This window comes from Caballeronia sp. LZ065, assembly GCF_031450975.1.
Classification (GTDB): Bacteria; Pseudomonadota; Gammaproteobacteria; order Burkholderiales; family Burkholderiaceae; genus Caballeronia.
The window spans coordinates 794,614-821,004 of record NZ_JARUXV010000003.1 but is presented as its reverse complement, the minus strand read 5'-3'; the positions used below and the strand labels follow the sequence as shown (position 1 = coordinate 821,004).

Here is a 26,391-nt window from a genome sequence, read left to right as displayed (position 1 = left end):
CTCGCTCAGCCCATGCTGCGCGCATAGCGCCGCTCGAGCACACGGTAATAAGTGAGCATCACGACCAGATTGGCGATCAGCAGCAGCACCGCGATGGTCGCGCCGAGCGGCCAGTTCATCGAGCTGAGGAACTGGTCGTACACGGTGGTCGCTGCGACCTTCAGGCGCCGTCCGCCCAGCAGGCCCGGAATCGCAAACGCGCTCGCGGAGAGACCGAACACCATCAGGCTGCCCGACAGGATCCCCGGCACCAATTGCGGCAGCACGATGCGCCGCAGGGTGACGGCGGGCGAGGCCATCAGCGAGAGCGCAGCGTTCTCGGTTTGCGGATCGATCCGTTGCAGCGCGGTCCAGACCGGAATCACCATGAACGGCAACATCACGTGCACCAGCGCGATGACGATGGCGAAGGTCGTGTAGAGCAGCTTGTACGGCCCCATGCCGAACACACCGAGCAACTGGTTCACGAGACCGTTCACGTTGAGCAACATGCTCCAGCCGAACGCGCGCACGACCACCGAAACGAGCAGCGGCGCAAGGATCACCAGCAGGAAGAGCGAGCGCCAGGGATCGCCCATGCGCGACAGGATGTAGGCCTCGGGCGTGCCGATCGCGATGCACAGCACCGTCACGAGGGCCGCGATGCCGAAGGTGCGCAGGAAGATCGTGTGGAAGTAAGACGAGCCGAGCACCTCGGCGTAGTTATGCAGATCGAATGCGGCTACTGGGCCGAGCGACGGATCGAAACGATAGAACGTCAGCGCGAGCGTCATGCCGAGCGGCACGATGACCAGCACGCAGAACAGCAGCAGCGCGGGCGCGCTCATCAGCCACAAGGGCAGATAGGCATGCCACGGCGCACGTCGCGTGGTTTGCGGGTCGGGCGCGGCGGCGGGGTTGGAGGAGCGCAGCGTGCTATCCACGGGCGGCCTCCTGCTGGATGAAGCGGATCGATTCCGTGTTCCAGTCGATGCCGACCTGCGCGCCTTCCTCGAGCGGGTCGTCGCCGTGGTTCTGGCAACACACGAGCATTTCGCCGGCGCGGCTGTCGAGACGGTAGAGCCACTGGCTGCCGAGGAAGAAGCGGCTCGTCACGCGGCCCGGCAGACGTCCGCTGCCCGCCGCGCCAAGCCGGAGCTTTTCCGGACGGATGCAGACCGTGACCGCGGCGCCGACGCCGATGCCGCGCTCGCGTTCCGGTAATTGAGAGGTCGTGCCGGTTTCCGCGAGATCGTGACCGAGGTCGATGCGAATCGCATCGCCATCGCGCGCAATGATCTTTCCGTGCAGCATGTTTGCCTTGCCGATGAACTGCGACACGAAGCTCGTCTCGGGCCGTTCGTAGGCGCGATAGGGCGAGTCCACCTGCGTGATGCGGCCTGCTTCCATCACCACCACCCGATCGCTGATGGACAAGGCCTCGGACTGGTCGTGCGTGACCATGATGGTCGTCGTGCCGATCTTGCGCTGGATGCCGCGCAGTTCGAACTGCATGTCCTCGCGCAGCTTGGCGTCGAGGTTCGACATGGGTTCGTCGAGCAGCAGCACCGGCGGCGCGATCACGATGGCGCGCGCAATCGCCACACGCTGACGCTGGCCACCGGACAGTTCGCGGGGGAAGCGGTGCGCGAAGGCATCGAGGCGCACGAGCGAAAGCGCTTCTTTCACGCGCTCACGGCGCTCGGCGCGGTCGATGCCACGCATCTCCAGGCCGAAGCTCACGTTCTGTTCGACGCTCATGTGCGGGAACAGCGCATAACTCTGGAACACGATGCCGAGACCGCGCCGGTTCGGCCGCATGTGGGTGATGTCGCGGCCATCGAGCATGATGCGTCCGCGTGTGGCCTCGATGAAGCCGGCGATCATCTGCAGCGTCGTGGTCTTGCCGCAGCCCGACGGCCCGAGCAGCGAAACGAATTCGCCTTTCTCGACCGACAGGTTGACGTCGGCGACGGCGTTCAGATCGCCGAACGACTTCGACAGATCCGTCAAGGTGAGAAACGACACGGCGAGCCCCTTCGGTGCGCCTGCGCGGCGACATCCGTTTGATTGCGATGGAGCGACTCTAGCCAGCCAAATTTCGCCCGGTCAATTTAAAATTCCATCCATTGATTAGAATCTGCGTTTGGATTTCGATTGATGAAATTATCATTGCGATGTTCTGGAAAAAATTTCGCTGGGCGGTATGTGGGTAATCCCGGAGCGCCGCTTCGGGATTGGTTGTCCGTCTGCATCGGTGTACTTGATGAGCGGCGCGGTTATTCCGTTTAATGGAATGTGAGAGGCGAGAATGCGGGTATTGGACGAAGAAAACGGAACACCCGGCGTGGGCATGCTGCAGCGGGCGTTCGCTGTGATCCGGGCGCTCGGCAGCGATCAAGTGGAAGGAAGCCGCGTCACGGCGCTTGCAAAAGCCGTCGGCCTCACTCAGGCCACCGTGCATCGGATTCTTCATGCGCTGATTGCTGAGGGGGTCGTCGAGCAGGACGAGGGCAGCAAGCGCTATCGGTTGAGCGTCGATTTTTTTTCGCTCGCGGCGCAGGCAGGCAACCCGAGCCGCATGCGCGCGCTGTGCCGGCCGGCACTGTTGAGGTTGTGTTCGGGACTCGGCGAAACCATCTTCCTGCTGGTGAAGAGCAGCTTCGATGCGGTGTGCCTCGACATCTGCGAAGGTCCGTTTCCCATCCGCTCCTTCACGGGCGACGTGGGCGGACGCGTGGCCCTGGGCGTGGGACAGGGCAGCCTCGCGATACTCGCGTTCCAGCCCGAGGCGGAGCGTGAAGAGATCATTCGTTTCAATGTGCCGCGTCTGCACAGCTATGGCGTGTTCGACGAAGTCTATCTGCGCACCGAAATCGAGCGCGTGCGGACGCAAGGCTACGCGGGACGCAACAGCGGTCTGATCGACGGCATGGCGGGCGTCGCGGTGCCGATTCTCGACCGCTCGGGTCTTGCGATCGGCGCATTGAGCGTCGGCACCTTGTCCACGCGGCTGGGCGAAGACCGTCTGCCGATGGTGGTCGAGCTGCTGCGACGCCAGGCCCAGGCGCTCGGCCAGCAGATCAATCCGTTCGATGTCGCCGTGCGGCGGCCGGTACACGGCCTGACGCGCGCGATGGCGACGAAGCCGTTATCCGGGTCGGGAGAGTGAGCCTGGGTCCGTGCTCCTGGTCAAGCGGCGAACCATGAGGAGACGAGCGCATCGTTGGCTCGCATCCACGCACGCGCGGCTTCCAGCGGCGTTTTTTTCTGAACGTTCACCAGCCAGTCCATGTGCGTCACGCCGTCGATACCCAACCGGATGCGTGAAAGCACACGCACCGTTCGCGCCGGAAGCGTCTGCAAGCGCGCTTGCGGCGCCACCAGCGAGCCGCGATTCTCGCCGCCCAGCACGTGCAGCGGATCGTCGAGCGGCCGCAAGCGGCCACCGTTGTTGAGGTACTGCGGCGTCCACGTCGGGAAGATGAAACGTTGGCGCTGGGCGAGCGCGGTGTCGTGAGCAGAGATCCATTCGCCTTGGGTACCGGGCTGGAAGCGATAGCCCAGCTCCTCCAGGTTGTACTCGTCCATGGCGATTTCCGAGAGTCTCGTGATCGCCGCGCCGGCACCGATTCCCTGTATCGACGGATTCATGGTTTTCATGATGTCCGGCTTGGCCAGATCGGCGATGGAGCGGATCTCCGTCGCAGGAACATAGTCCGGCACAGCCCAGAAAAAGCGCGCGCCCTGATACAGCTCCGCGACTTCCTGTGCGTTCCGGCCGTACTCGGTCCAGTATTCGTTGTGTCCTTCCGGCAGCCAGACTGCCGCCATCAGGTCGATAGCGCCTGCGTCGAGCAGGGGAAACATGCGTTCGTGCGGACCTTCCCGAACCACGACGGCATGCCCCAGCCGCTCCAGCACCTCCTGCACCACGCCGCCGCTCACTGCATAGAAGCTGAGCGATATCTGTCCGAGCGTGATGGTCTGAAGCTTCTGCGTTTGCGTTTGCGCCTTGACGCGCGTGAACATCGATCCTGCCGCGGCGATCATCAGCACGCGCCGGCCATGGTTCAGAGGCGCGTGTCCGCCATGAAGCCGGTTCCGAGGATTTTCGTGCTGATGTTCCATCCGACGCTCCTCCGCTTCGATGCGCAAGAACGCGCGATCCATGGCAGGCGCCGCAGAAGCCCGACGCCTTCGTACAGGCTAGCGTGCTTCACTGCTCGGGTCGTGGGGTCCGTGCGTTATCGCAAGTCGTCAGAAAAGAGCTTCCAGGCATTCCGCTTTTCAAAGAGACGCGTGGTTCCGAAAAAAAACGGAATGGAAGCGCGATAAAAAGCGGCCAGCTACGCACGCCGATTCCATTGCCGCATCTGCCGGAATCAAGCGGCCTTATCGCTTCGACGCGCAGGCTTCACGGCCGCCAGCAGCACGATGCCGCTCAGCAGGAGCAGCGGGGCGAGGACGTAGATGGCGTCATCGAGGCTGCCGGTTCTGCTGCGGACGATACCAAGCGCCCACGGATTGACGATGCCGCTCGTAATCCCGATGCTGCTGACGAGCGCGATGCCTGCCGCCGTGTCGCGTGCCGCGAAATGCGTCGGCGGGACGGCCCAGAACACCGGCAACGCCGCGTAGATGGACACGCACGCAACGGTGAGCCACCCCAGCAAGGCCACAAGACTGTGCGGATGCAGGGTCAGTGCACCGAGTGCGACCGCGCCCCCGGCTGTGCAGAGCAGGAAATGCCAGCGGCGTTCGCGGGTACGGTCCGAATGCTTTGCAATGACGATCAGGCCGACGACGCCGATCGCATTCGGGACGACGGAATACAGGCTGACGAGCGCGACGTCGTCGACGCCGAAGTCACGAATCATCAGCGGCAGCCAGAAGTTGAGCGTGAGCGACGCGCAGGTCAGCGTGAAGTAGACGAACGCGAACAGGTACACCATCGGATTCGCGGCGATGGAGTGTGTACCGCGTGCGCCGCTCGCACGCGCGGCTGACGCCGGCGCGGCAAGCAGCGCGCCCAGACGCGTCTTCTCGGCCTCCGAGAGCCACTTCGCTTCAGCCGGCGAATCCGCCAGGCATACCCGCGCGACGAGGCCGAGCGCCACCGCCGGCAAGCCTTCGAGCGCGAACATCCATTGCCAGCCGAAGAGTCCGAGCATGCCGTTCATGTCGCGCATGATCCATCCCGAGAACAATCCGCCGAGCATGCCGGCGGTCGCGACGCCCGCAATGAACACGGACATGATGCCGGCGCGCCGATGCGGGGGAAACCAGTACGTCATGTACAGGATGATGCCTGGAAAGAATCCTGCCTCGAACACGCCGAGCATGAAGCGCAGCGCGAAATAGGCCGATGGCGTGGAGGCCAGCATCGTGCTCATCGCCATGATTCCGGAAAACAGCATGATGCGCGAGAACGTCTTGCGGGCACCGAAGCGTGCAAGCAGCATGTTGCTCGGCACTTCGCAGATCACATAGCCGAGGTAGAAGACGCCGGCCGCGAGCCCGTACATGGCGTCGGTGAAGCCGAGGTCGTGCTTCATCTGTAGCTGCGCGAAGCCCACGTTGATCCGTTCCAGAAACAGCACGACAAAGCACGCGAACAGGAATGGCACGATGCGCCAGGTGATCTTGCGATCGAGCAAACGGTCTTCGTTGGGCGGGTGCGTTCCGGAAACAAGGTTCGTCAGCAAAGACTTGAGCATGTTCGGGATCGAAGAGTGGGCCGCCGTCGAAGCGTACCGTGCGAGGCGCTTTCCGGGTGGAACGCCATTTTCCGCTTTTTTCCTGAATCGGCGGCGTGCGGACCGGCTTTACTTTTGCGAGGAAGCTAGTCTATAACCGGAACATCCTTGAAAAATAATCAATGATGAAAGTCACGCTCGACGAGCTTCAGACCTTTGCCGCCGTGGTCGACACCGGATCCATCACCGCCGCCGCGGAACAGCTGGATCAAACCGTCTCCGGGGCGAGTCGTACCCTGGGCCGGCTGGAAGAAAAACTCCAGACCACGCTTCTGCGGCGAACCACGCGCCGGCTGGAACTGACGGACGAAGGCAAGAGTTTTCTTCAGAACGCACGTGAAATTATCGATTCCGTCGAGCGCGCGGAAGAGCAGATTGCTGCGCGGCGCGAACGGCCCTCCGGTCTGTTGCGCATCGATGCCGCGACGCCGTTCATGCTGCACGTGATCGTGCCGCTGCTCGCGGACTATCGTGAACGCTATCCGCACGTCGAGCTGGAACTGAACAGCAATGAAGGCGTGATCGACCTGCTGGAACGCCGCACCGACGTGGCGATCCGCATCGGCAGGCTGAAGGATTCGACGCTCCACAGCCGCTCGATCGGCAGCAGCCGGATTCGTGTGCTCGCGTCGCCCCGGTATCTGGAAGCGCATGGACAGCCGAAGCGCGTCGATGAACTGGCGGGCCACACGCTGCTCGGCTTCACCCAGCCCGAGTCGCTCAACGTGTGGCCGCTTTCGGCACAAGACAGCGAGCCGTATCGGGTCACACCTGCTATCGCGTCGTCGAGCGGCGAGACGCTGCGGCATCTCGCGCTGGAAGGTCAGGGCATCGTGTGCCTGTCGGACTTCATGACCCTGCGCGACCGGCGCGAAGGCAAGCTCGTGCAGATCCTTGCGCGGTACACGCAGGAAGTGCGGCAGCCGATCAACGCGGTCTACTACCGCAATACGGCGATCTCGGCACGGATCGCCTCGTTCGTCGATTATCTGGCCGACTCCGTCACAACGACGGAGTTCGCGCTGACAGGGCGGCGTCAAGCATCCTGAAGTCGCTTCAGCGGCTGCTCAGCAACGTGTCGAAATCCCGGTCGAGCTTGTTCAGCGAGGCATCGATCCGCGCACGCTTTTCCTTGATCCATTGATCCTGTTGCGCGAGTTTTGCTTTCGCCTCGGTGAGCATGCGCGTCATCTCGGCCGGTTGAGGCCCGCCCACGGTCCGCCGGTTATTGACGATGGCAACCGGATCGAGCGTCGCACGAAATTCCGCTTCGCTCATCGGCAGCGCGCCATTGCCGTAGCCGCGCGTGGTGTCCGCATAGATCTTCTGTGCCTGGTCATAAGGGAAGTCGCTGGGCTTGATGTCGTGCGCTCTCGCGTATTCCACGACCTCCGAAGCAAAGTGATGCCCCAGTCTGAACGGCAGCTTGTATTTGCGCATCAGCACGTCGGCGACTTCCTGCGATGCGGTCCAGTCGCTGTTCAACTCTTCCAGTGCGCGGCCCTGGTCGATCACCAGCGCATTGAGGATTGCATTCCACTTTCGCAAGACCGTGATCGCGCTGTTCACCATCTCCTTGTTGTCGCGGACTTCCTTCGCGTCGGGCATGCCTGGCGGCAGATTGTGGGCGCGCATCACCGGTCCCATGGCGAGCGTGATGGCGGTGGAGGCATCGGCGCGGGTCGAGTTCAACAAGCCCGGATTGCGCTTCTGCGGCATCGCGCTGGACACATAGGTATTGTTGCCGCCCTCCTGCAACAGGATCCATGGACGCGGCTGCGCATACTGCGTCATCACATCCTCGATGAAGCTGCCCGCATGAAGCGCGATGCTCGTGACGATCGCGCCTGCTTCGACGGGATGATCGACTGCGGCGATCTGATGAGCATCGTAGGCGTTATCGACGATGCCAGCGAACCCCAGATACTCCGCCATGCGCGTGCGATCCAGCGGCCAGCTCGTGCCGTTCAGGACCGTGGTCCCCATCGGCGACAAATCGATGCGCGCGTAGGCTTCACGAATGCGTTGCGCGTCACGATCGAGCGCGGCGGCATAGCCCAGCAGATAGTGACCATAGCTGTTCGGCTGCGCCGCCACGCCGTTGGTGTAATTCGGCACGATGGTGTGTTCGTGTTTCTGCGCGAGCGCCACGAGTGTCGTGGAGGTCTGGTTCAGCTGGGCGGCAAGACGCAACATGTCGTCGCGCAGGATCGCGGCACGGTAAGTTGCGTGCATGTCCTGGCTCGAACGTCCCGCGTGCAGGAGCGTCACATCCATGCCGGCCGCCTGGATCATCAGCGGCTCGAAGGTGATCACCGTGGACGGGCGCTTGCCGCCGGGTTGATCGCCATCGTGAAGGACCTTGGCGAGGCCCGCCGCGATGCCGGGTGCCAGTGACTTGTCCAGCAGTCCCTCTTGCGTATTGATGACCGCACTGGCCTTGTTGATCTCGCCGAGCCAGTAGAATTCGTCGCGGTTCGGCGGTTGTTGGGCCGCTGCCGGCAATGCATGACAAAGAAATGTGAAAGCGAGCGGTAAGACTTTTTTTCTGAACATGGTCTCGATTTTTCTGGTCGCTTCAGTGGGCACGACGCCTTCATCAAGTCGTCGCGGCGCGTCGGCAAGACAGCGATTCTAATCGCGTATGCCCGCGCGGTGGCGAACCCGCTATTCGTCCTTCCTCCATCCCCCGCCCAGCGCCGTATAAAGCGTGACCATGTTCGACTGCTGCGCCGCGCGGTCCGTGATCATCTGCGTCTGCGCGGCGAAGAGCGTGCGTTGCGCGGTCAGCAGCGTCAGGAAACTGTCCAGCCCGCCGCGATAACGCGCATTCGCGATGTCATAGTAGCGTTGCGCGGCATCGACGTATTGCGCATCCGCTGCCGTCTGATCGATGTAAGTCGAGCGCGCGGCCAGCGCGTTCGCCACTTCCTTGAACGCCGTCTGAATCGTGCCTTCGTAGGCCGCGACCTGAATGTTCTTCGCGATCTGCGCGGCATCGAGCGTCGCATGCAGACTGCCGGATTCGAAGATCGGCACCGTAATCGATGGCGCAAACGACCACGCGCCGCTCCCTGCCTTGAAGAGCGAAGACAGCGAAGCACTGGCCGAACCGCCGGCCGCTGTCAGCGATACGCTCGGGAAAAACGCCGCGCGCGCCGCGCCGACATAAGCGTTCGCGGCCTTTAACGTGTGTTCCGCTTCGACGATATCGGGACGCTGTGTGAGCAGGGACGACGGCAAACCCTCCGGCACCGTCGCAAACAGCGGCGATTCCGGCAGCAGGCGTGTGTCGGAAAAAGCCGCAGGCAGCGGACAGCCGATCACCGCAATCAGATTGTTGCGATCCTGCTCCACCGCACGCGTGTAGGACGCGACGCTTGCCATCGCGCTGGTGAGCGAGGTACGCGCCGATTGCACGTCTTCCATCGAACCGCCGCCGAGCTGCGCGGCATGCAGCGTCGTTTCGTAGGTATCGCGATACGACTGCACCGTGCGTTCAGTGTTCGCCAGCAACGCGCGGTCGGCGAGCCATGTGAGGTAGTCCGTTGCCGTGGTCGAGATGAGGCTGAGCTCGGTGCTGCGCCGGGCTGCATCGGTGGAGAGGTATTGTTCGAGCGCCTGATCCTTCAAGCTTCGAATGCGCCCGAAAAAGTCGATCTCCCACGCGCTCGCGCCGAGCTCCAGGCTCGCTGCGTGGGTCGTCACGCCCGCTGTATGCGACGCGCTCTGCGCGCCCGTCACGGCGATCGAAGGCCCGAGTTCCGCGCGGACGATGCGGTACTGCGCTTCATACTGCGCCACCTGCAAGGCAGCCTGGCGCAGATCGCGATTGTTGTCCAGTGCGAGGTCGATCAGCGTACGCAGTTGATCGTCCTGCACGAAGAGACGCCAGTCAGTGAGGATGTCCGTGGATGCCTGCGTGGCATCGGATGTGCCGTAATGAGGGTAGGTTGACGGCACCGGCGCCTGAGGGCGCTCGTAATGCGGTTCGAGCGTGCATGCGCTCAAGAGGCACAGTGCAAAGGCCGCAACGCATGTGAAGAGCTTATTCATCGCGCCCCATCCCTTTCACCAGCACGAAGAACACGGGCACGAAGACGATCGCCAGCAGCGTCGCCGCGATCACGCCGCCGAGCACGCCCGTGCCGAGGCTCTCGCGGCTCGCGGCGCCCGCGCCGCTGGCGAGCGCCATCGGCAACACGCCGAAGCCGAAAGCCAGGGACGTCATCACGATTGGCCGCAAGCGAAGGTGCGCTGCTTCGATAGCCGCCTGCCGCAAGCCATGACCGCGCTCGAGCAGGGACTTCGCATACTCGACAATCAGAATCGCGTTTTTCGTCGCCAGGCCGATGGTCGTCAGCAGCCCGACCTTGAAGTAGATGTCGTCGCTGAAGCCGCGCACATGTGCCGCGATCAACGCGCCCACGATGCCGAGCGGCACCACGAGTATCACAGAGAACGGCACGGACCAGCTTTCATAGAGACCTGCAAGGCACAGGAACACGACGATCAGGGACAGTGCGTAAAGATAAGTGGCCTGCGCTCCCGCGAGTTGCTGCTGATAGGACTCGCCCGTCCATTCCATGCCGATACCCTGCGGCAACTTCGCCACAAGCGTTTCGACGGCTTTCATCGTGTCGCCGCTGCTGATGCCCTCGGGGCTTTGCGCGGTCATTTCCATGGAGAGGCTGCGGTTGTAGCGCTCGACTTGCGGTGCGCCAGTGGTCCAGTGTCCGGTTGCGAAGGCGGAGAAGGGCACCATCTGGCCGTCATAGCTCGTGGTGGTCGTCGTGGTCGTCGTGGCTGCGGTCGCCGCTGCATTGGCCGACGTCACGAACCACTTGCCGATATCCGCGGGCATCATCCGGTACTGTGGCAATGCCTGCACGTAGACCTTCTGGATACGGCCTGAATCCACATAGTTGTTCACGTAGGAAGACCCGAACGCGGTCTGCAGCGTGTTGTCGATGTTCTGCGCGCTCACGCCGAGCGCCGCTGCCTTCAGATAGTCGATGTCCACTTCGTATTGCGGTTCGTCGGCCATGCCGGCGGCCCGCATGCCTTCAATGTTCCGGTTTTTCGATGCCATTGCAATCAACTTCTGTTTCGCCGCCGTCAATGCAGCGTGACCGAGGCCCGCCATGTCCTTCAATTCGAAGTCCACGCCGCTATAGGTGCCGAGTCCATGCACGGCGGGCGGATTCATCGCGAAGACCTGTGCGGTGTGGTTGCCCGCGAAGTGGCGGTTGGCGGCCCCGATGATCTCCGCTGCCGTATGGCCCCGGCCCGTGCGCTGGCTCCAGTTCTTGAGGCGCACCATGGCCATCGCCATGTTCTGACCTTCGCCGGAGAAACTGAAACCGTCCAGCATGATGATGTCCTCCACATCCGGGAGAGACGTGTAATACGACTCGACCTGCTTCTCCACGACGTTCGTCTGCACGCTCGAACTTCCTGCGGGCAGGGTGATGAGCGTCATCAGCGTGCCCTGGTCTTCATCCGGCAGGAACGACGACGGCAGGTTCCAGTACAGCAGCGCGGCGACGCCGCATATCAGCGCATAAGGCAGCATCGAACGCAGGGGCCGGGCCACGAGCTTCGTGACGGCACGTTCATAGCGGCGCGTCCCTTTCTCGAAGGTCCGCTCGAACCACGCGAAGAAGCCGCGCCGCTGATGCCCGGGATCGACCGGACGCAGCAACGTGGCGCACAGCGCAGGCGTGAGCGTCAACGCAAGCAACACTGATAGCAGCATCGCCGAGGTAATCGTCAGCGAGAACTGCCGATAGATCTCGCCGGTGGATCCCGACATGAAGGCCATCGGAATGAACACGGCCGTCAGCACCGCCGTCACGCCGACCAGCGCGCCGCCGATCTCGCTCATCGCCTGCACGGTGGCCTCGAGCGGCGTCGAACCCGCGCTCAGCAGACGCTCGACGTTCTCCACGACGACGATTGCATCGTCCACCAGCAAGCCGATGGCGAGCACCAGCGCGAACAGCGAGAGCACGTTGATCGTGAAGCCCACCGCTGCCATCAGCGCGAAGGTGCCGAGCAGCGCGACGGGCACCACGATGGTCGGTATCAGCGTCGCGCGCAGATTGCCGAGGAACAGATACATCACGAGAAAGACCAGCACGACCGCCTCGATCAGCGTCTTCACCACTTCGGAGATGGAGGCCGAGATGAACGGCGTCGTATCGTGTGCGACGGTGACCTTCACGCCGCCCGGCATCTGTTTCTGCAACACGGCGAGTTCCGCCTTCACGGCCTTTGCAACGGTCAACGCATTCGCGCCGCTGGCGAGTTGAATGCCCATCGATGCAGCGGGCTTGCCGTTCAGGCGCGAGGTCATGCCGTATGAATCGCCGCCCACTTCGACGCGGCCCACGTCCTTCAGAACCACCCGCGAACCGTCGCTGTTCACGCGCAGCAGCACATTGCCGAACTCGTCGCTCGTCTTGAGGAAGCCCTTCGTGACGATGGTCGCGTTGATCGCCTGCGTATCGGTCTGCGGCGCGCCGCCGATCTGCCCGACCGACAACTGCGCGTTCTGATAACCAATGGCGGTCGTCACATCGCTCGGCATCAGGCCCACGCTGCGCAGTTTCACGGGATCGAGCCAGACGCGCATCGCGTGCTGCGCATTGAACAGCATGACCTGGCCGACGCCGCTGATCTGCGTGAGCGGATCTTCCACGCGGGTCGCGAGCAGGTTGCCGAGATCGATCGCGTTCATGCGGCCATCGGTGGAGGTGAGCGAGATCACCATCAAAATGTCCGCGGACGTCTTCGTGATCTGAATGCCTTCTTCCTGCACGACAGTCGGCAACGAGGCATTCGCTTCCTGCACCTTGTTCTGCACCTGCATCGCGGCGACATCCGCGTTCGTGCCGGACTTGAAGGTCAGCGTGATGGTGGCCGTGCCCGCCGAACTGCTCGACGAAGACATGTAGTCCAGGTTGTCGATGCCCACCATGTCCTGCTCGATGACCTGCGTGACCGTGGTCGCGAGCGTATCGGCGGAGGCGCCGGGATAGGTCGCGCTGATGCGGATGGTCGGTGGCGCGATGTTCGGATACTGCTCGACCGGCAGCGTGCGCAAAGACAATGCGCCGATCATCATCACGACGATGGCGATGACCCATGCCAGCACGGGCCGATGAATAAAGAAGCGGGAGAGCATGTTCGGTCACGCTCCCTTTGCAGCGGTTTCGACGGGCGTCACCTTCATGCCCGCGCTGATCGATTGCAGATTGTCCGTGACGATACGGTCGCCCGCGCGCAAGCCACGCGTCACGATCCAGTCGGTTCCGTGCGCCTGTTCAGCTTCGACGTCGCGGCTCTCCACGACGTTCGCGGCATTCACGACGAGGACGGTTGCCGTGCCGCCCGAGCCGCGATTCACGAGCGCCTGCGGCACGAGCAGCGCGTCCTGTTCGCCTTCATCGAGACGCGCCTGCACGAACATGCCAGGCATCAGCTCGTGTTCGGGATTGGGGATCAGCGCGCGCAAGGTGATGGAGCCTGTGGTGGCGTCCACCGTGACATCGGCGAACAGCAGCTTGCCGGGATGCGAATAGGCGGCGCCATCTTCAGTCTGCACGTTCACCTGCGCCGCGCCGGCCTGCAAGGTGCTCGCTGCCAGCGCCTTGCGCAGACGCAGCGCTTCCGTGCTCGAACGCGTGACGTCGAGATAGAGCGCGTCCATCAACTGGATGGTGGCAAGCGCCGTGGTCTGGTCTGCCGTGACGAGCGCGCCTGCCGTGACCGCCGACTTGCCGATCTTGCCGCTGATCGGTGCAACGATGCGCGTGCGCGCGAGATTGACGCGCGCCGTTTCCAGCGTGCCGCGATCGGTGACGATATCGGCGCGGGCTTCATCGGCGGCGGCGAGGTTGTTCTCGACATCCTGTTCGCTCACGCCCTTGATCTTCAGCAGGTCCTGATAGCGCCGTGCCGTGATGTCCGCTGCCTTCGAGGTCGCAATGGCTTTCTGCAACGCGCCGCGCGCCGTGTCGTAGGCGGCCTGGTAGCTGGCGGGATCGAGTTGATAGAGCGGCTCGCCCGCCTTGACCGTCGCGCCTTCGGTGAACAGGCGGCGCTGCACGATGCCGTCCACTTGCGGGCGCACGTCGGCGACTTCGACGGACGACAGACGGCCCGACAGGCCATCGACGATATCGATGCGTCGGACAGCCAGCGTCGTGACGCTGACGCGCGGCGCTGCGGATTGCGCGGACGTGGGCGTGGCGGCGGAAGCGGATGGGTCGTGGCAGGCGGACAGCGCGAGACAGGCGAATGAAGCGAGGGCGATGAAATCAAAAAGGCGAGTTCTGGGCATGAGATGCAGTGACGGAGGCAACGCGCCGATTCATTGTTGATGGCGCGTATCGTTGCCGAAGGCCCAAAGATAGTCGCGAGGCCGCCAAACATCAATTAAGTTATTGATTCATATAGACATTCACATATTGTGTCTGGATTGACATGAAGCGCGGGCGGATTCTGGTGGACAATCGCATGGTTTGACTTTCCGCCCTGACCGGCTCTTTATCGACGTGACCGATACCCGCCTCTTGCTCGTCGAAGACGATCCCGACATCAGCGCATCGCTGGCGGACTTCCTGTGCGGCAAGGGTCTGAGCGTGCAAGTTGCGCGGAGCGCGGAAGCGGGGCATGAGATGCTCGCGCTCGGCGCTTTCGATCTGATCCTGCTCGACGTCATGCTGCCCGGCGAAGACGGTCTGAGTTTCTGCCGGCGCGTGCGCGCGTCGGGCGGCCCGCCCATCATCATGTTGACCGCGCTGTCCGAACCGACCGACAAGGTCGTGGGTCTCGAACTCGGCGCCGACGACTACGTGACGAAGCCGTTCGATCTGCGCGAGCTGCTCGCGCGCATTCGTGCGGTGTTGCGGCGCGGGCAGACGGCCCCGGGCGAATCCTCATCGGCCCGGCAACCGGCTACGGAACTCGTGATGACGTTCTCCGGGTTCACGTTCTATCCGTACCGTCGGTTCCTGCGCTCCCCCAAAGGATTGCGCGTGCCGCTCACCGGCGCGGAAACCGATCTCCTGCTGGTCTTCTGCCAGCATGCGCGGGAGGTCCTGTCGCGCGAGGCGCTCATCGGCCTCACGCGCGGCAAGGACTTTCCGATCGCAGCGCGTTCCGTCGATCTGCTCGTCAGCCGTCTGCGCCGCAAGCTGCAAGGCGACGATCCGCTCGACGATCCCATCCGCACCATGCGCGCCGATGGCTACGCATTCCAGCCCGAAGTGAAGACCGTCTGATGCCGCGTTTTTTCTCCACCACGCTCGGGCAGATTCTGGCCATCGTTGCGTGTTCGTCGGTGGCGACGTTCCTGCTGTTCATCGCGCTGCTGTTCTATCCGGGTGCGCCGCCGAATCCGCCGTGGCCCTGGCAGACCACCTATCGCATCAGCGCGCTGGTCGGCATTCTGAAGGCGACGCCCGCTGCGGAGCAGGGCCCGGTGCTTGCAGCGTCGGGAATGCCCGCCACATGGACCGACGCGTCCGTGCCCTGCGGCAAGATCACGCTGGATACGCACGATCTGGAAGCCGCGCTGAAATCCGAACTGCACGATGCAGAAAAACTCACGGTGCGCGCGTGCGATGCCGGCCATCCGGAACGCGACGTGCAAGTGCTGATTCCACTCGGCACGCGGACGCTCGAATTCCACACCGACCGCAGCGAGCGCGAACCAGAGCGCTTCACCATTCCGTTTTTTGGCGCGCTGGCCTTCCTGTGCGTGGGCGTCGCGGCATTGTCGGCATGGGCGGTGTCGCGCGTGATCCGGCCGTTGCGGCGTTTGTCGAGACAGGCCGATGCGTTCGGCCGCGATATCGCGCTTGCGCCGATCGAAGAAGAAGGGCCGCTGGAAATACGCCGCGCCGCGCATGCGTTCAATGCCATGCAGGAGCGCATCACGCGCCACATGCAGAGCCGCACGCGCATGCTGGCCGCCATCAGCCACGACCTGCGCACGCCGCTCACGCGCATGCGTCTGCAAGTGGACCGCGAGGACAAGGACATCGACCGCGCGAAACTGCAACGCGACATCACGCTGATGCAGACCATGGTCAGTTCCGCGCTCGCCTTCCTGACCTCCGACACGAGCGCAGAGAAAATGGAGTGGCTGGATCTCGGCGCGCTGCTGGAAACCTTGTGCGACCAATATGCCGAATCCGGCGCTGTCATCCGCTACGAAAATCCGGAACGCATTCCGTTTTTTTGTCGACCGGATGCGTTCCAGCGCGTGCTGACGAATCTCATCGAGAACGCCATTCACTTCGGCACGCTGGTCGTTGTGGTGGCAAGCGTGCGGGGCGGCGAGATCGTCATCGATGTGTCGGACGACGGGCCGGGCATTCCGCCCGAGCGTCTGGGCGATGTCATCGAGCCGTTCGTGCGCCTGGATCCGGCGCGTGCGAAGCGGCCCGGCAGCGTGGGGCTGGGCTTGTCGATCGTCGATGAAATCGTGCGCGCGCATGGCGGCACGCTGACCCTCAGCAATCGGGCGCCGACGGGATTGCTGGCGCGGGTCTGCCTGCCCGTGACCGAGGCAGGCGGCCGGGATTAGGGCGTGTGCTGCACGCCTTCATGTTCGCTTTCGCAAGCACAGGCATAGCCCGGCTTGCCCCAGTTGAACACGCGTGACGTCTTGCCGATGCCCGGGTTGAACGAGTTGGTCGGGTCGAGCTGTTCGTAGAACTCGCGCAACGAAGCCTTCGCCTCGTACAGATGCCCGACGTTGTGCTCGGCCGGATACTCGGCGCCGCGCGCGGCGAGCAGCGCAAGAATGGCGTCCTTGATGTGGTCGCAGTCCACGCCTTTCTTCACCAGATACTCCTGGTGCAGCACGTGGCAGAAGAAGTGGCCGCAGTACATCGTGAACTCGATGTCCTTCGTGATCTCGGGCGGCAAGCGCTCGAACCAGTCGGTGGTGTTGCGGGGCAGGGCGATGTCGAGCGCCACGATGTCTTCCACCGTGCGCGGATGCACCGCGCGATAACGGACCATCGCGCCGCCAATCGCGAAGCGGTTGAGAAACGCCGCCTTGCCTTCCTCATCGGTGCATTCGAAGTAGTCGCCTTGCTGCGTCGGAAAGCGCGCTTGCAGATAGGCGCGCGCTTCCTGCACGCCGTCGTTGCCCATCTTCAGCAGCAAATGATGCTCGAAGCGATCGCGGTACTCGATCAACCTGCGTGGCAGATGTTCGGGCAAAAGCCGGCTCGCGGCCTGCAACAGCCGGTCGCTGATCGCGCCGCCGAGGCCGGCCTTTTCGGTGAAGCCGTCGAAGCGGCTCTTTGCCGCGAACGCATGCGGCACCTTGTCCGTGCCGAACTTGCGGATATACAGGAACATGTCCTTGCCATAGCGGCGGGCGATGTCGAATGCACCGCGATGTATGTATTCACCCGCGATTGGCAGGCTGTCGAAATCGGCAAGGATGTCGCGGCGGATCGCCTCGAGTTCGGCCGGATCGTTGCTGCCGATATAGAACACCTGCGTGCGTTCGTCCGCCGGGAAGGTATCGAGCCGCAGCGCGAACACGGCCAGATGTCCCGCCGAGCCGGACGCTTCATAGAGTCTGCGCGGGTCTGCGTTGTAGCGCGCGGGCGTGGCGGCCGTGATGTCGCGCACATGCGTGCTGTATTCATGATCCGATGCCAGCAGCCCGGCGGCCGCCGGAATCTCGTCGGGCAATTCGCCTGCATCGAGACGCGCGAGGATGGTTTCGGCCGCATCGCCCAGGTCGATGCCCAAGTGATTGACGAGCTTCAGTTCGCCGTCGGCCGTGATGCGCGCGTGGATCGATAACTGCGTGAATGCGGGACCGCGGCGGATCAGCGAGCCGCCCGAGTTATTGCAGATGCCGCCCGTCACCGAAGCGCCGATGCAGCTCGAGCCGATCACCGAATGCGGCTCGCGCCTGAGCGGCTGCAAGCGCTTTTCCAGTTGATCCAGCGTCACGCCGGGCTGGCAGATGACCTGCTCGCCGTTGCGGATCAAATCGAGCCGGCGCAGACGCATGCCGTTGATGATGACGACCGGGCGGTCATAGCCTTCGTCTGCGGGCGTCGATCCGCCCGTCAGCCCGGTATTGGCCGCCTGGCAGATGACGATGACGTTGGCCCGGTGACAGGCCTGCAACGCGCGCCACATTTCGACCAGCGTACCAGGCTGCACAGCGGCCAGCACCGCGCCGCCGCCGTAGCGATAGCCTTGCCGGAAGCGGCGCGTTTCTGTCGCGCCGGTAAAGACGAACTTGCTGCCGACGATGTCGCCGAGCGACTGGATAAGTGCTTGCATGTTGAACGATTCGTTTGGGGCACGGAGTCAGGCCGCGCTGTCGTCGCCGTGCTGGCTCGCACGGATGTACGAGTCCTCGGTGCTGCGAATATGCGTGCGCAGCTCCGCGCATGCCTTGCGCACGTTGCCCGCGCGGATCAGCTGCATGATCTCCGAATGCGTGTCGTGGCATGAATCCACACGCTTGTCATCGGCGGCGAGCCGTGCGCGCAGCGCCTGGATCTTGTCTGCGACCAGTTGATACGCGGCTTGCAGATACGCATTGCCACAGCGTTCCAGAATGGCGCCATGAAAGCTCGCGTCCTGCAGGCGATGGCGCATGTCGTCGTCGATATCGCCGTCGACGCCTGACTTCAGCGCCGCCGTCAGGCTTTGCGCGAGTCGTTCGTGATCGCCGCGCATCGCGAGTTCGAGCGCCGACAGTTCGATGATCTCGCGAAACCGGCAGATCTCGCGCACCTGGTCTTCGGTCGGCTTGAAGACCAGCGTGCCGGATTGCGGCAGCACATCGACGAGACCTTCCAGCTTGAGTTGCAGCAGGGCTTCGCGCACGGGCGTCTTGCTGAAGCCGAACTGGAGCGCCAGCGCGCTCTCCGAGAGCTGGCTGCCGAACGGAAGCTCGGCTTCGACGATGGCATTGCGGATCAGGTCTTTTGCGATGGCCGTCAGCGACTTGGGACGCTCGGCCAGCTTTTCACTCTTCATGTTCAAGGGGGCATCGACGATTGCTCGTATGAGCGGAACGGCGCGTTCGTACTGCATGCACCGATTGTCTGTGTGGATATTAGCACGCGCCGCTTGCCCGTCTCAAAATTGATATCTAAGATATCAGTTATAAATTGCGACGGCCTCGAAAGCCGACCACGACGAAGAAAAACCGGAACGGAGGAGACCCAATGATGCAAAACAGTCGCAGGCTCGGACTCGCCCTGGCGAGCGCGTTGATCATCTCGAACGGCGCGGTATCGACGGCGTCATTGTCGTGCCGCGCGAACATGCCGAGGCCGTGCTGAAACTGTCGCAGGAAATCGACGAACGCGAACTGGAACAGGCGCGTCTCATCATCGGCGAAAAATCCTTGCGCAAGGGGCTCGCGAAGTATGGCCGCATCTGACATGGCTGCGGAGATCATCGCCATCGGCGAGCCGATGATCGAGTTCAACCAGACCGAGGCCAATGCGCGCGACTACTTGCAGGGCTTCGGCGGCGATACGTCACATCGATCGCGTGACACTCTCGGTCGCCGCGCCGCAACTGAGCGAAACCTTCAACCTGACGCCCGGCGACATCGGCATCCTGTTCAGCGCGTTTTCGTGGGCCTATGCGCTGTTGCAGATCCCGGCCGGCGTCGTGCTCGACCGCTACGGCGTCACTCGCGTGGGCCGCTGGGGTGCGTTCCTGTGGGCGGTGTCGTCGGTCATCACGGCGCTCGCGAGCGGCTTCGGCGGACTCGTGGCCGCGCGCTTCCTGCTCGGCGTCGCCGAGGCGCCCGGGCTCGCCGCGAGTTCGAAGGCCACCGGCTACTGGTTTCCACGCGCCGAGCGCGCGCTCGCCACCTCTATCTTCGATGCCTCCGCGAAGTTCGCCAACGTGATCGGCGTGCCGCTGATTGCGTTCGTCGTGGTGTCGTTCGGCTGGCGCTGGGGCTTCTGGATGTCGGCGGCGCTGAGCCTCGTGTACTTCGCGGGCTTCTTCATCGTCTATCGCGATCCGTCGCAGGATGCACGGCTCTCGCGCGACGAACTCGCCTACAACCAGCAAGGCGGCGCGACTCCGGAAGGACAGTCGGCCACCGGGACCGCCGGCATGCTCGGCTACCTGCTGACCAACAAGAAGGTCTGGGGCCTGACGATCGGATATTCCGCCTACGACTACGCGTTCTATCTGTTCCTGACCTGGCTGCCGAGCTATCTCGTCACGACGATGCTCATGAGCGTGTTGCACTCGGCCCGCTACGCGATGATTCCCTGGGCCTGGGCCACCTTCACCGACGTGTTCATTGGCGGCTGGATCGTCGATCACATGATCGCGAAAGGCCACGACGAAAGCGGCGTGCGCAAGGCCGTGCTCGTGTTCGGCATGATCTGCGCGCTGGCGATTCTCGGTGTGATCGGCACGAGCGATCCGCGCTGGGCCATCGCATGGATCTCGGTGTCGCTTGGCGGACTCGCCATTGCGGGCGCGGTGTCGTGGTCCATTCCGTCGCTCATTGCGCCGCAGGGTGGCGTCGGCACCGTGTCGGGGATCATGAACTGCGTCGGCAATGTCATGGGCGCCGTGGCGCCCGCGCTGACCGGCTTCATCGTCAGCGCGACGCATTCGTTCGAAAACGCGTTCTGGATCGCGGGCGTCGTGATCTTCGCGGGCATTCTGTCGGTCGTCTTCGTCTTCGTGCTTGGCAAGATCGAACCCATTCCAGGTCCGAGCGCGGAACGGTGGCGCACGGTTGACGCCGCAAGATCGACATAAGCGGAGGGGGCAGGGAATACCCTAGCCTTGACCATCCTCAAGAGCGCACTGGATAATTGTCCATATCGTGATTCGTCTGTCCGTATTGTGGACGAAGCGACACGCAGATCACCCATATCGGACTTTAAAACGAGATATCCATGCCCACGATCGTCGAAACCAATCCGATGACGCCTTACCAGTTGCCCTTCCCGAAGGAAGCGCAGAAGGAAGTCGTCGTCCCGTTCGCCATTCCCACCGATGAACGCGTGTGGGTCCCACAGGCTGAGAACGTGTCGTTCCGTCCGCTGTGCCTGAATGCGTCGCAAGGTTACTGGATGAACCTGCTGCGCGTGCGCAAGTCCGGTGTGCTGAGCCGTCACCGCCATCCGCAGGGCGTGCACGGCATGGTGCTGAAGGGGCGCTGGAAATATCTGGAACACGAATGGACCGCCACCGAAGGCAGCTATGTCTACGAGCCGCCGGGCGAGACGCATACGCTGTACGTGCCTGAGGACGTGGAAGAGATGATCACGTACTTCCAGGTGAACGGCGTGATGTTCTACTGCGATCCGTACGGCAACTACACGGGCTACGAAGACGTCTTCACGAAGATCGACATGTGCCGCAAGCACTATGCGCAGGTCGGTCTGGGCGAAGACTACGTCGACCAGTTCATCCGATGAGCACGCCTCCCGCCCGGGCCGCCTCGACAGCATTCGCGACCTATGACTTCGCGGGACGCGTGGCTGTCGTGACGGGCGCGACCGGCGGCATCGGCCGGGCGGTCTGCGACTCGCTGGCAGCGCAGGGGGCGATCGTCGTCAACTGGGATCTCGCGCCCGGCCCCGACGACGCCACGCCCGCCGCGTCGCAATGCCAGGTGAACATCGCCGATCCCGCATCCATCCAGCGCGCGCTCGACGCCACGCTGGCGCGTCATGGCCGCATCGACTTTCTCGTCAACAACGCGGGCTTCGCGGGTTCGACCGCGCCGCTCGACGAGTACGATCCCGCCGAGTGGCAACGCATCGTCGAGATCAATCTGATCGGCACGTTTCATGTGAGCCGCTTCGTCGTGCCGGAGATGCGTCGCGCGGGGCAGGGCCGCATCGTCAATATCGCGTCGCTCGCGGGCAAGGAAGGCACGCCCAACGCGTCCGCGTACAGCGCGGCCAAGGCCGGCGTGATCGCGATGACGAAGTCGCTCGGCAAGGAACTCGCGAAGACGGGCGTGCTCGTCAACGGCATCGCGCCGGCGGCGGTGGAAACGCCGCTGCTCGGCCAGATGTCGCCGGCGCACGTGCAGACGATGATCGACAAGAGCCCGATGGGCCGCCTCGGCACCGTCGACGAAGTCGCGCAACTGGCGCTCTGGCTCTGCTCCGATTCATGCACCTTCAGCACGGGCGCGATCTTCGATCTCTCGGGCGGCCGCGCCACATACTGATACCGGCCAGCGGGCCTGCGCCGGACGGTTGAACCACGCTGGACATCACAACGCAAGTCGAGGGGACACTCATGCTTCAGAAATCGAAGCGCCTGAAACGCACGCAGGTCATCGCGGTCGTTTTTCTGACGATCGCAGGCATCGTCAATTATCTGGACCGCACCACGCTGTCCATCGCGAATCACTCGGTCAGTGAGGAATTGCATCTGAGCGGCGCGCAGATCGGTCTGTTGCTGTCGGCTTTCTCGCTGGCCTATGCGTTCGCGCAATTGCCGGTCGGCGCGATGCTCGACCGCTTCGGTTCGCGCGCCATGCTCGGGCTCGGCATGCTGGTGTGGTCGGTCGCGCAGATGGCGGGCGGCTTCATCCAGTCGCTGAATCACTTCCTGTTCGCCCGCACGATTCTCGGCATTGCCGAGGCGCCGCTGTTCCCGGCGGGTGCGAAGGTGGTCAACGAATGGTTCGCCGTGCATGAGCGCGGCGGGCCGACCGGCACCTTCATCGCGTCCTCGACCATCGCGCCGATGATCGCGCCGCCGCTGCTCACCGTGCTGCTGCTGTCGTTCGGCTGGCGCACGATGTTCGTCATCATGGGCGTGCTCGGCGTGCTGGTCTCGGTGGGCTGGTACATGTGGTATCGCAACCGCGATGAAGTCACGCTCACGCAGGACGAAACCGAATGGCTCGACCAGAACGCGAAGATCGAAGCGCGTCCGAATAAGGGGCTGAGCTTCAAGGAGTGGGGCGCGCTCTTCAAGCTGCGCAATACGTGGGGCATGATCTTCGGCTTCATGGGCGTCATCTACATGGTGTGGCTGTACCTGACCTGGCTGCCGGGCTATCTCGAACATGAGCGCCACCTGAGCATTGCGAAGACCGGCTGGCTCGTGTCGATTCCGTACATCTTCGGCACGCTCGGCATGGGCGGCAGCGGCTATATCGCGGACTATCTGCTGCGCCGGGGCATGGCGCCGATCCGCAGCCGCAAGTGGCCGGTGTGCATCGGGCTGATCGGCGCGGCGGCGTTCACCGTGCCGGCTGCGTACACGCCCAGCACGGCCATGGCGATCGCCTATGTCTCGCTCGCGATGTTCTTCGTGAATCTTGCCAGCGGCAGCGCCTGGGCGCTGGTGACCGTGGCGGCGCCGCGTCATCTCGTGGCTTCGCTCGGCAGCATGCAGAATTTTGGCGGCTATCTCGGCGGTTCGTTCGCGCCGGTCATCACGGGCATCGTGGTGGATCAGACGCATTCGTTCGTCAATGCGCTGCTCATCAGCGCAGCGGTCGCGTTCGCCGCGGCGCTCGTGTATCTGTTCGTCGTGCGTGAGGTGGCGCCGCAACCGGCCAGCACGCACGTTCCCTCGGTTTCATAAGCAAGGCTTCGATCATGACATTCTCCAGTAACCTCTTCGCAGGCAAGACCGCGCTCGTGACGGGCGGATTCTCGGGCATCGGCGCCGCGATCGCGAACCGGCTCGCCGACATGGGCGCGAGCGTCGTGGCAGCGGGCCTGCCGCCGCCGGGCGACGTGCCCGACGTCCTGGCGCCGGTCGTGCGCAAGGCCACGCTCAACGTGCGTTCGAATGACGAAATTGTCGCGTTGATCGGCACGTTCGAGCAGCTCGATATCGTCGTGAATTGCGCGGGCGTGATCAGCCGTATCGAAGAGCATCAACCCGAAGTGTTCGAGCGCGTGCTCGACATCAACCTGAACGGCACGATGCGCATTTGCGCGGCGGCGCGCGAGCTGCTGAAGGTATCGTCGGGCTGCATCGTGAACACGGCTTCGATGCTGAGCTTCTTCGGCGGCGGGCTGGTGCCGGGTTACAGCGCGAGCAAGGGCGCGGTGGCGCAGCTGACGAAGTCGCTGGCCATCGCGTATGCGGCCGATGGCATTCGAGTGAACGCGATCGCGCCGGGCTGGATCGCGACGCCGCTCACGCAGGCCTTGCAAAACGACGACGGCCGCTCGCAAGCCATTCTCGAACGCACGCCGATGAAGCGCTGGGGCTTGCCGGAAGAAGTCGCGCAAGTGGCGGCGTTTTTGTGCACGCCGGCGGCTTCGTTCATGACCGGCGCGATCGTGCCGGTGGATGGCGGGTATCTCGTTTCGTAACGTTCATCGTCTGCTCGTGCAAGCGGTCTCGCCTCTGCCGGAGGGCAGGGCGAGACCGTTTCGCTTTTCTCGGGTGGACTCAGAACCGGTACGAGACCGTCACCTGCGCCGATAACGGCGGACTCGGCGTCAACGTGTAGTTAAACGTCGCCGCCGAGCCGCCGGTGTAGTACTTGCGATTGAACAGGTTGAAGACGTTCAGCTGCGTCTTCCAGCGGCCTTGTTCGTAGGACGCCATGGCGTCGGCACGCACATAGCTGCCGAGCTTGAACGTGTTGGGCAAGGTCGCTTCGCGCGAACCCACGTAATACAGGCCGGCGCCGACCTGCAAGCCCGGCACGGACTCCAGCCGGTACACGGTCCAGAGACTCGCGCTGTGGCGCGGGACGTTGCTCAGGACATCGCCCACCGGGTAGGTGGTGTCGCTCGTCACCGTGGCGAAGGTGTACGCATAGGTGAGGATCGCCTTCCAGCGCGGCGTGATGTTGCCCGCCACGTCGAGTTCGATACCCCGGCTCCGCTGCTTGCCCGTCAGCACTTCCAGCAACGGGTTCGAGGGATCGGTGGTGAGGATGTGATTCCGCTCGATGTCGAACAGCGCCAGACTGGCGCTCAGCCGGTCCTTGATGACATCGTGCTTGACGCCCACTTCGAACTGTTCGGCTACTTCCGCGTCGTAGGTGACGTTGCTGCCGCTATGCCCGACGTTCGGCGCATGGCTGCGGCTCCAGTCGGCGAACCATGACGTGCTTTCCGTGGCTTGCCACACCAGACCGATACGCGGTGAAAACGCCGTCTGCTGACCGTGACCGGTGGGCTGGCCGGCTTCGTCGGCCTGGTTGATGAAGCGGTCGGCCCGCAAGGCAGCCTGAAGCGTGACCGCGCGCGTCAGCTCGACGAGATCCTGCACGTACACGCCATAGTCCTTGCCTTGGCCCTGATGGCCGGGCAGCGGGTCGCCCGGTGTCAGGCCGGATACAAAGGCCGGATTGAACAGGTCGAGCGACATCGTCGAGACCTGCGAGCCGCCGCTGCCGATCTTCAGATAGCTGGTGTCCACGCCCGCCAGCAGCGCGTGCTTCACGCTGCCGGTGTAGAACTTGCCTGCCAGTTCGGCGCGGGCCGAATATTGCCGGGAGAACTCGTTCGCGCCGCTGTACACGGAGTAATCGAGCAGATTGCCGGTGGGCGTCGTGCTGTCGGGGAAGGACTGGGTCGAGCGCTGGCGCGCATAGGCGTATTGCCCGGACAGGCGCAGCGTCCAGTTGCTCGACAGCGCGTGTTCGAACAACACGGTCTCGGCGAAGGTGTCGTTGCGGCCATAGTCGCCGTCGATGCCCGGATACACGCCGCTGCGCAGCCCGTAGTAGCGGGTGCGCGGCAGCGACTGATAGTCGGGCACAGCCGGCACGCCGAAGTCGAAGCCATCGCGGTTCAGGTGGTTGTACTCGGTGAGCAGCGTCACCGAGGTGCCGCTGTGGTTGTCCCACGTGATCGCCGGCGCAAAGGACCATGAGCGATAGCCCGCGTTGTCGCGAAAGGTCGAATCGCTTTCGGCCGATGCATTCAGACGCACGCTCAGGTCGTCGTTCAAAACGCGGTTCACGTCGACGGTCGAGCGCGCGAGGCCATGCGTTCCCGCCGTCACGCCGACCTCGCCGAAGTTGTCTTGCTCGGGCCGCTTGGAGACGGTATCGATATAGCCGCCCACCGCACCGATGCCGCCGTACAGCGCGCCCGCCGGTCCCTTGAAGATTTCAACGCGGTCGATGTTCTGAACGTCGCGGAAGGCGTAATAGCCGTAGTTGCGGAAACCGTCGCGCAGGCCGTTGCTCTCGCTGAAGCCGCGGATGTTGAAGAACGTCGCGCCATTGCCGCCGTAGCTCGCTTCGGCATGCACGCCGCTGACGTTGTCGGCGATCTGATCGATGCGCGTGACGCCGCGCTCCTGCAGGATCTCCGACGGCACGACCTGCACGGATGCCGGGTAGTCCTTCAAGGGCGTGCCGGTGCGCAGGAGGTTGTCGGCGGTGTCGGGTGCAAAGGCGGGCGCGAGCGTATCGCTGACGTGGACGGCGGGCAGGGCGGCGCTATCGTCAACGGATGGCGATGCGTCCGCGGCACGCGCCTCGGGCACGCTCACCAGTCCCGCACACATCATGGCGGCGGCAATGCCAGCGCGGCGTGCAATGAGCGCGCGCGTGCCCGCGACGCCCGCATGCCGCGGTCGTGGTTCGATGTTCATGGATTCGATTCAGCAAAAGGAATAGTCGGGCTCGCGCGTCGCCAGGGGCGCGCGCGCAGCG

21 protein-coding genes are annotated in these 26,391 nt (G+C 63.6%); 9 read left to right on the top strand and 12 right to left on the bottom strand.

Going from position 1 to position 26,391, the window contains the following annotated elements:
* Positions 1-5: 5 nt before the first annotated feature.
* Positions 6-923 carry an ABC transporter permease gene (locus tag QCE63_RS23705; RefSeq protein WP_404990172.1) on the bottom strand — a complete coding sequence of 306 codons (918 nt, stop codon included), beginning with the start codon at positions 921-923 and terminating at the stop codon, positions 6-8.
* A complete protein-coding gene (locus QCE63_RS23700) occupies positions 916-2,007 on the bottom strand; it encodes an ABC transporter ATP-binding protein (protein WP_309836409.1) in 1,092 nt (363 codons plus the stop codon). The genes QCE63_RS23705 and QCE63_RS23700 overlap by 8 nt, the downstream gene beginning before the upstream one ends.
* Before the next feature lie 283 nt (positions 2,008-2,290).
* Between QCE63_RS23700 and QCE63_RS23695 the strand changes: the two genes are divergently transcribed.
* Entirely contained in the window at positions 2,291-3,151 is an 861-nt protein-coding gene (locus QCE63_RS23695) for an IclR family transcriptional regulator (RefSeq protein WP_309836407.1), read from the top strand.
* Positions 3,152-3,171: 20 nt separating this feature from the next.
* Here QCE63_RS23695 and QCE63_RS23690 read toward each other — a convergent pair whose 3' ends face one another.
* Positions 3,172-4,110, bottom strand: a complete 939-nt coding sequence (locus tag QCE63_RS23690; RefSeq protein ID WP_309836405.1) for a glycine betaine ABC transporter substrate-binding protein — start codon at positions 4,108-4,110, stop codon at positions 3,172-3,174.
* Between the two features lie 254 nt (positions 4,111-4,364).
* Positions 4,365-5,699: an MFS transporter gene (locus QCE63_RS23685; RefSeq protein WP_309836404.1), complete on the bottom strand. Its 1,335-nt coding sequence runs from the start codon at positions 5,697-5,699 to the stop codon at positions 4,365-4,367.
* A 164-nt stretch (positions 5,700-5,863) separates the two neighbouring features.
* On the opposite strand from QCE63_RS23685, the gene QCE63_RS23680 reads away from it, so the two are divergent.
* A complete protein-coding gene (locus QCE63_RS23680; RefSeq protein ID WP_309837318.1) occupies positions 5,864-6,787 on the top strand; it encodes a LysR family transcriptional regulator in 924 nt (307 codons plus the stop codon).
* A 7-nt stretch (positions 6,788-6,794) separates the two neighbouring features.
* Here QCE63_RS23680 and QCE63_RS23675 read toward each other — a convergent pair whose 3' ends face one another.
* From QCE63_RS23675 to QCE63_RS23660, 4 genes are all read right to left on the bottom strand, one after another.
* Positions 6,795-8,294, bottom strand: a complete 1,500-nt coding sequence (locus tag QCE63_RS23675; protein WP_309836403.1) for an argininosuccinate lyase — start codon at positions 8,292-8,294, stop codon at positions 6,795-6,797.
* Positions 8,295-8,405: 111 nt separating this feature from the next.
* Entirely contained in the window at positions 8,406-9,794 is a 1,389-nt protein-coding gene (locus QCE63_RS23670; protein ID WP_309836402.1) for an efflux transporter outer membrane subunit, read from the bottom strand.
* Entirely contained in the window at positions 9,787-12,927 is a 3,141-nt protein-coding gene (locus tag QCE63_RS23665; protein ID WP_309836401.1) for an efflux RND transporter permease subunit, read from the bottom strand. The genes QCE63_RS23670 and QCE63_RS23665 overlap by 8 nt, the downstream gene beginning before the upstream one ends.
* Positions 12,928-12,933: 6 nt before the next feature.
* Positions 12,934-14,085: an efflux RND transporter periplasmic adaptor subunit gene (locus tag QCE63_RS23660; protein WP_309836400.1), complete on the bottom strand. Its 1,152-nt coding sequence runs from the start codon at positions 14,083-14,085 to the stop codon at positions 12,934-12,936.
* Positions 14,086-14,266: 181 nt separating this feature from the next.
* On the opposite strand from QCE63_RS23660, the gene QCE63_RS23655 reads away from it, so the two are divergent.
* Positions 14,267-15,028, top strand: a complete 762-nt coding sequence (locus QCE63_RS23655; RefSeq protein WP_309836399.1) for a response regulator transcription factor — start codon at positions 14,267-14,269, stop codon at positions 15,026-15,028.
* The gene (locus tag QCE63_RS23650; RefSeq protein WP_309836398.1) at positions 15,028-16,338 is read left to right on the top strand and encodes an ATP-binding protein; all 1,311 of its coding nucleotides are present in this window, start codon (positions 15,028-15,030) and stop codon (positions 16,336-16,338) included. Before QCE63_RS23655 ends, QCE63_RS23650 begins: the two co-directional genes overlap by 1 nt.
* Here QCE63_RS23650 and dld read toward each other — a convergent pair.
* From dld to QCE63_RS23635, 3 genes are all read right to left on the bottom strand, one after another.
* On the bottom strand, positions 16,335-18,071 hold the full coding sequence (gene dld / locus QCE63_RS23645) for a D-lactate dehydrogenase (RefSeq protein ID WP_309836397.1): 1,737 nt from the start codon (positions 18,069-18,071) through the stop codon (positions 16,335-16,337). The genes QCE63_RS23650 and dld overlap by 4 nt on opposite strands.
* A gap of 27 nt (positions 18,072-18,098) precedes the next feature.
* Entirely contained in the window at positions 18,099-18,776 is a 678-nt protein-coding gene (locus QCE63_RS23640) for a GntR family transcriptional regulator (RefSeq protein ID WP_309836396.1), read from the bottom strand.
* Positions 18,777-18,903: 127 nt separating this feature from the next.
* Positions 18,904-19,233 carry a hypothetical protein gene (locus QCE63_RS23635; protein ID WP_309836395.1) on the bottom strand — a complete coding sequence of 110 codons (330 nt, stop codon included), beginning with the start codon at positions 19,231-19,233 and terminating at the stop codon, positions 18,904-18,906.
* A 14-nt stretch (positions 19,234-19,247) separates the two neighbouring features.
* Here QCE63_RS23635 and QCE63_RS23630 point away from each other — a divergent pair, with 14 nt between their 5' ends.
* The 5 genes from QCE63_RS23630 (at position 19,248) to QCE63_RS23610 (ending at position 24,085) form a co-directional block, all read left to right on the top strand.
* Positions 19,248-20,540, top strand: coding sequence for an MFS transporter (locus QCE63_RS23630; protein WP_309836393.1), 1,293 nt, complete (start codon positions 19,248-19,250; stop codon positions 20,538-20,540).
* A 140-nt stretch (positions 20,541-20,680) separates the two neighbouring features.
* Positions 20,681-21,205 carry a 2,4'-dihydroxyacetophenone dioxygenase family protein gene (locus QCE63_RS23625; protein ID WP_309816733.1) on the top strand — a complete coding sequence of 175 codons (525 nt, stop codon included), beginning with the start codon at positions 20,681-20,683 and terminating at the stop codon, positions 21,203-21,205.
* Entirely contained in the window at positions 21,202-21,969 is a 768-nt protein-coding gene (locus QCE63_RS23620) for an SDR family NAD(P)-dependent oxidoreductase (RefSeq protein ID WP_309836391.1), read from the top strand. Before QCE63_RS23625 ends, QCE63_RS23620 begins: the two co-directional genes overlap by 4 nt.
* Before the next feature lie 71 nt (positions 21,970-22,040).
* Entirely contained in the window at positions 22,041-23,342 is a 1,302-nt protein-coding gene (locus QCE63_RS23615; protein ID WP_309836390.1) for an MFS transporter, read from the top strand.
* 14 nt (positions 23,343-23,356) lie between these two features.
* The gene (locus QCE63_RS23610; RefSeq protein WP_309836388.1) at positions 23,357-24,085 is read left to right on the top strand and encodes an SDR family oxidoreductase; all 729 of its coding nucleotides are present in this window, start codon (positions 23,357-23,359) and stop codon (positions 24,083-24,085) included.
* Positions 24,086-24,164: 79 nt separating this feature from the next.
* Here the strand turns inward: QCE63_RS23610 and QCE63_RS23605 are convergent, their stop codons facing one another.
* The gene (locus QCE63_RS23605) at positions 24,165-26,330 is read right to left on the bottom strand and encodes a TonB-dependent siderophore receptor (RefSeq protein ID WP_309836387.1); all 2,166 of its coding nucleotides are present in this window, start codon (positions 26,328-26,330) and stop codon (positions 24,165-24,167) included.
* Positions 26,331-26,391 lie beyond the last annotated feature (61 nt).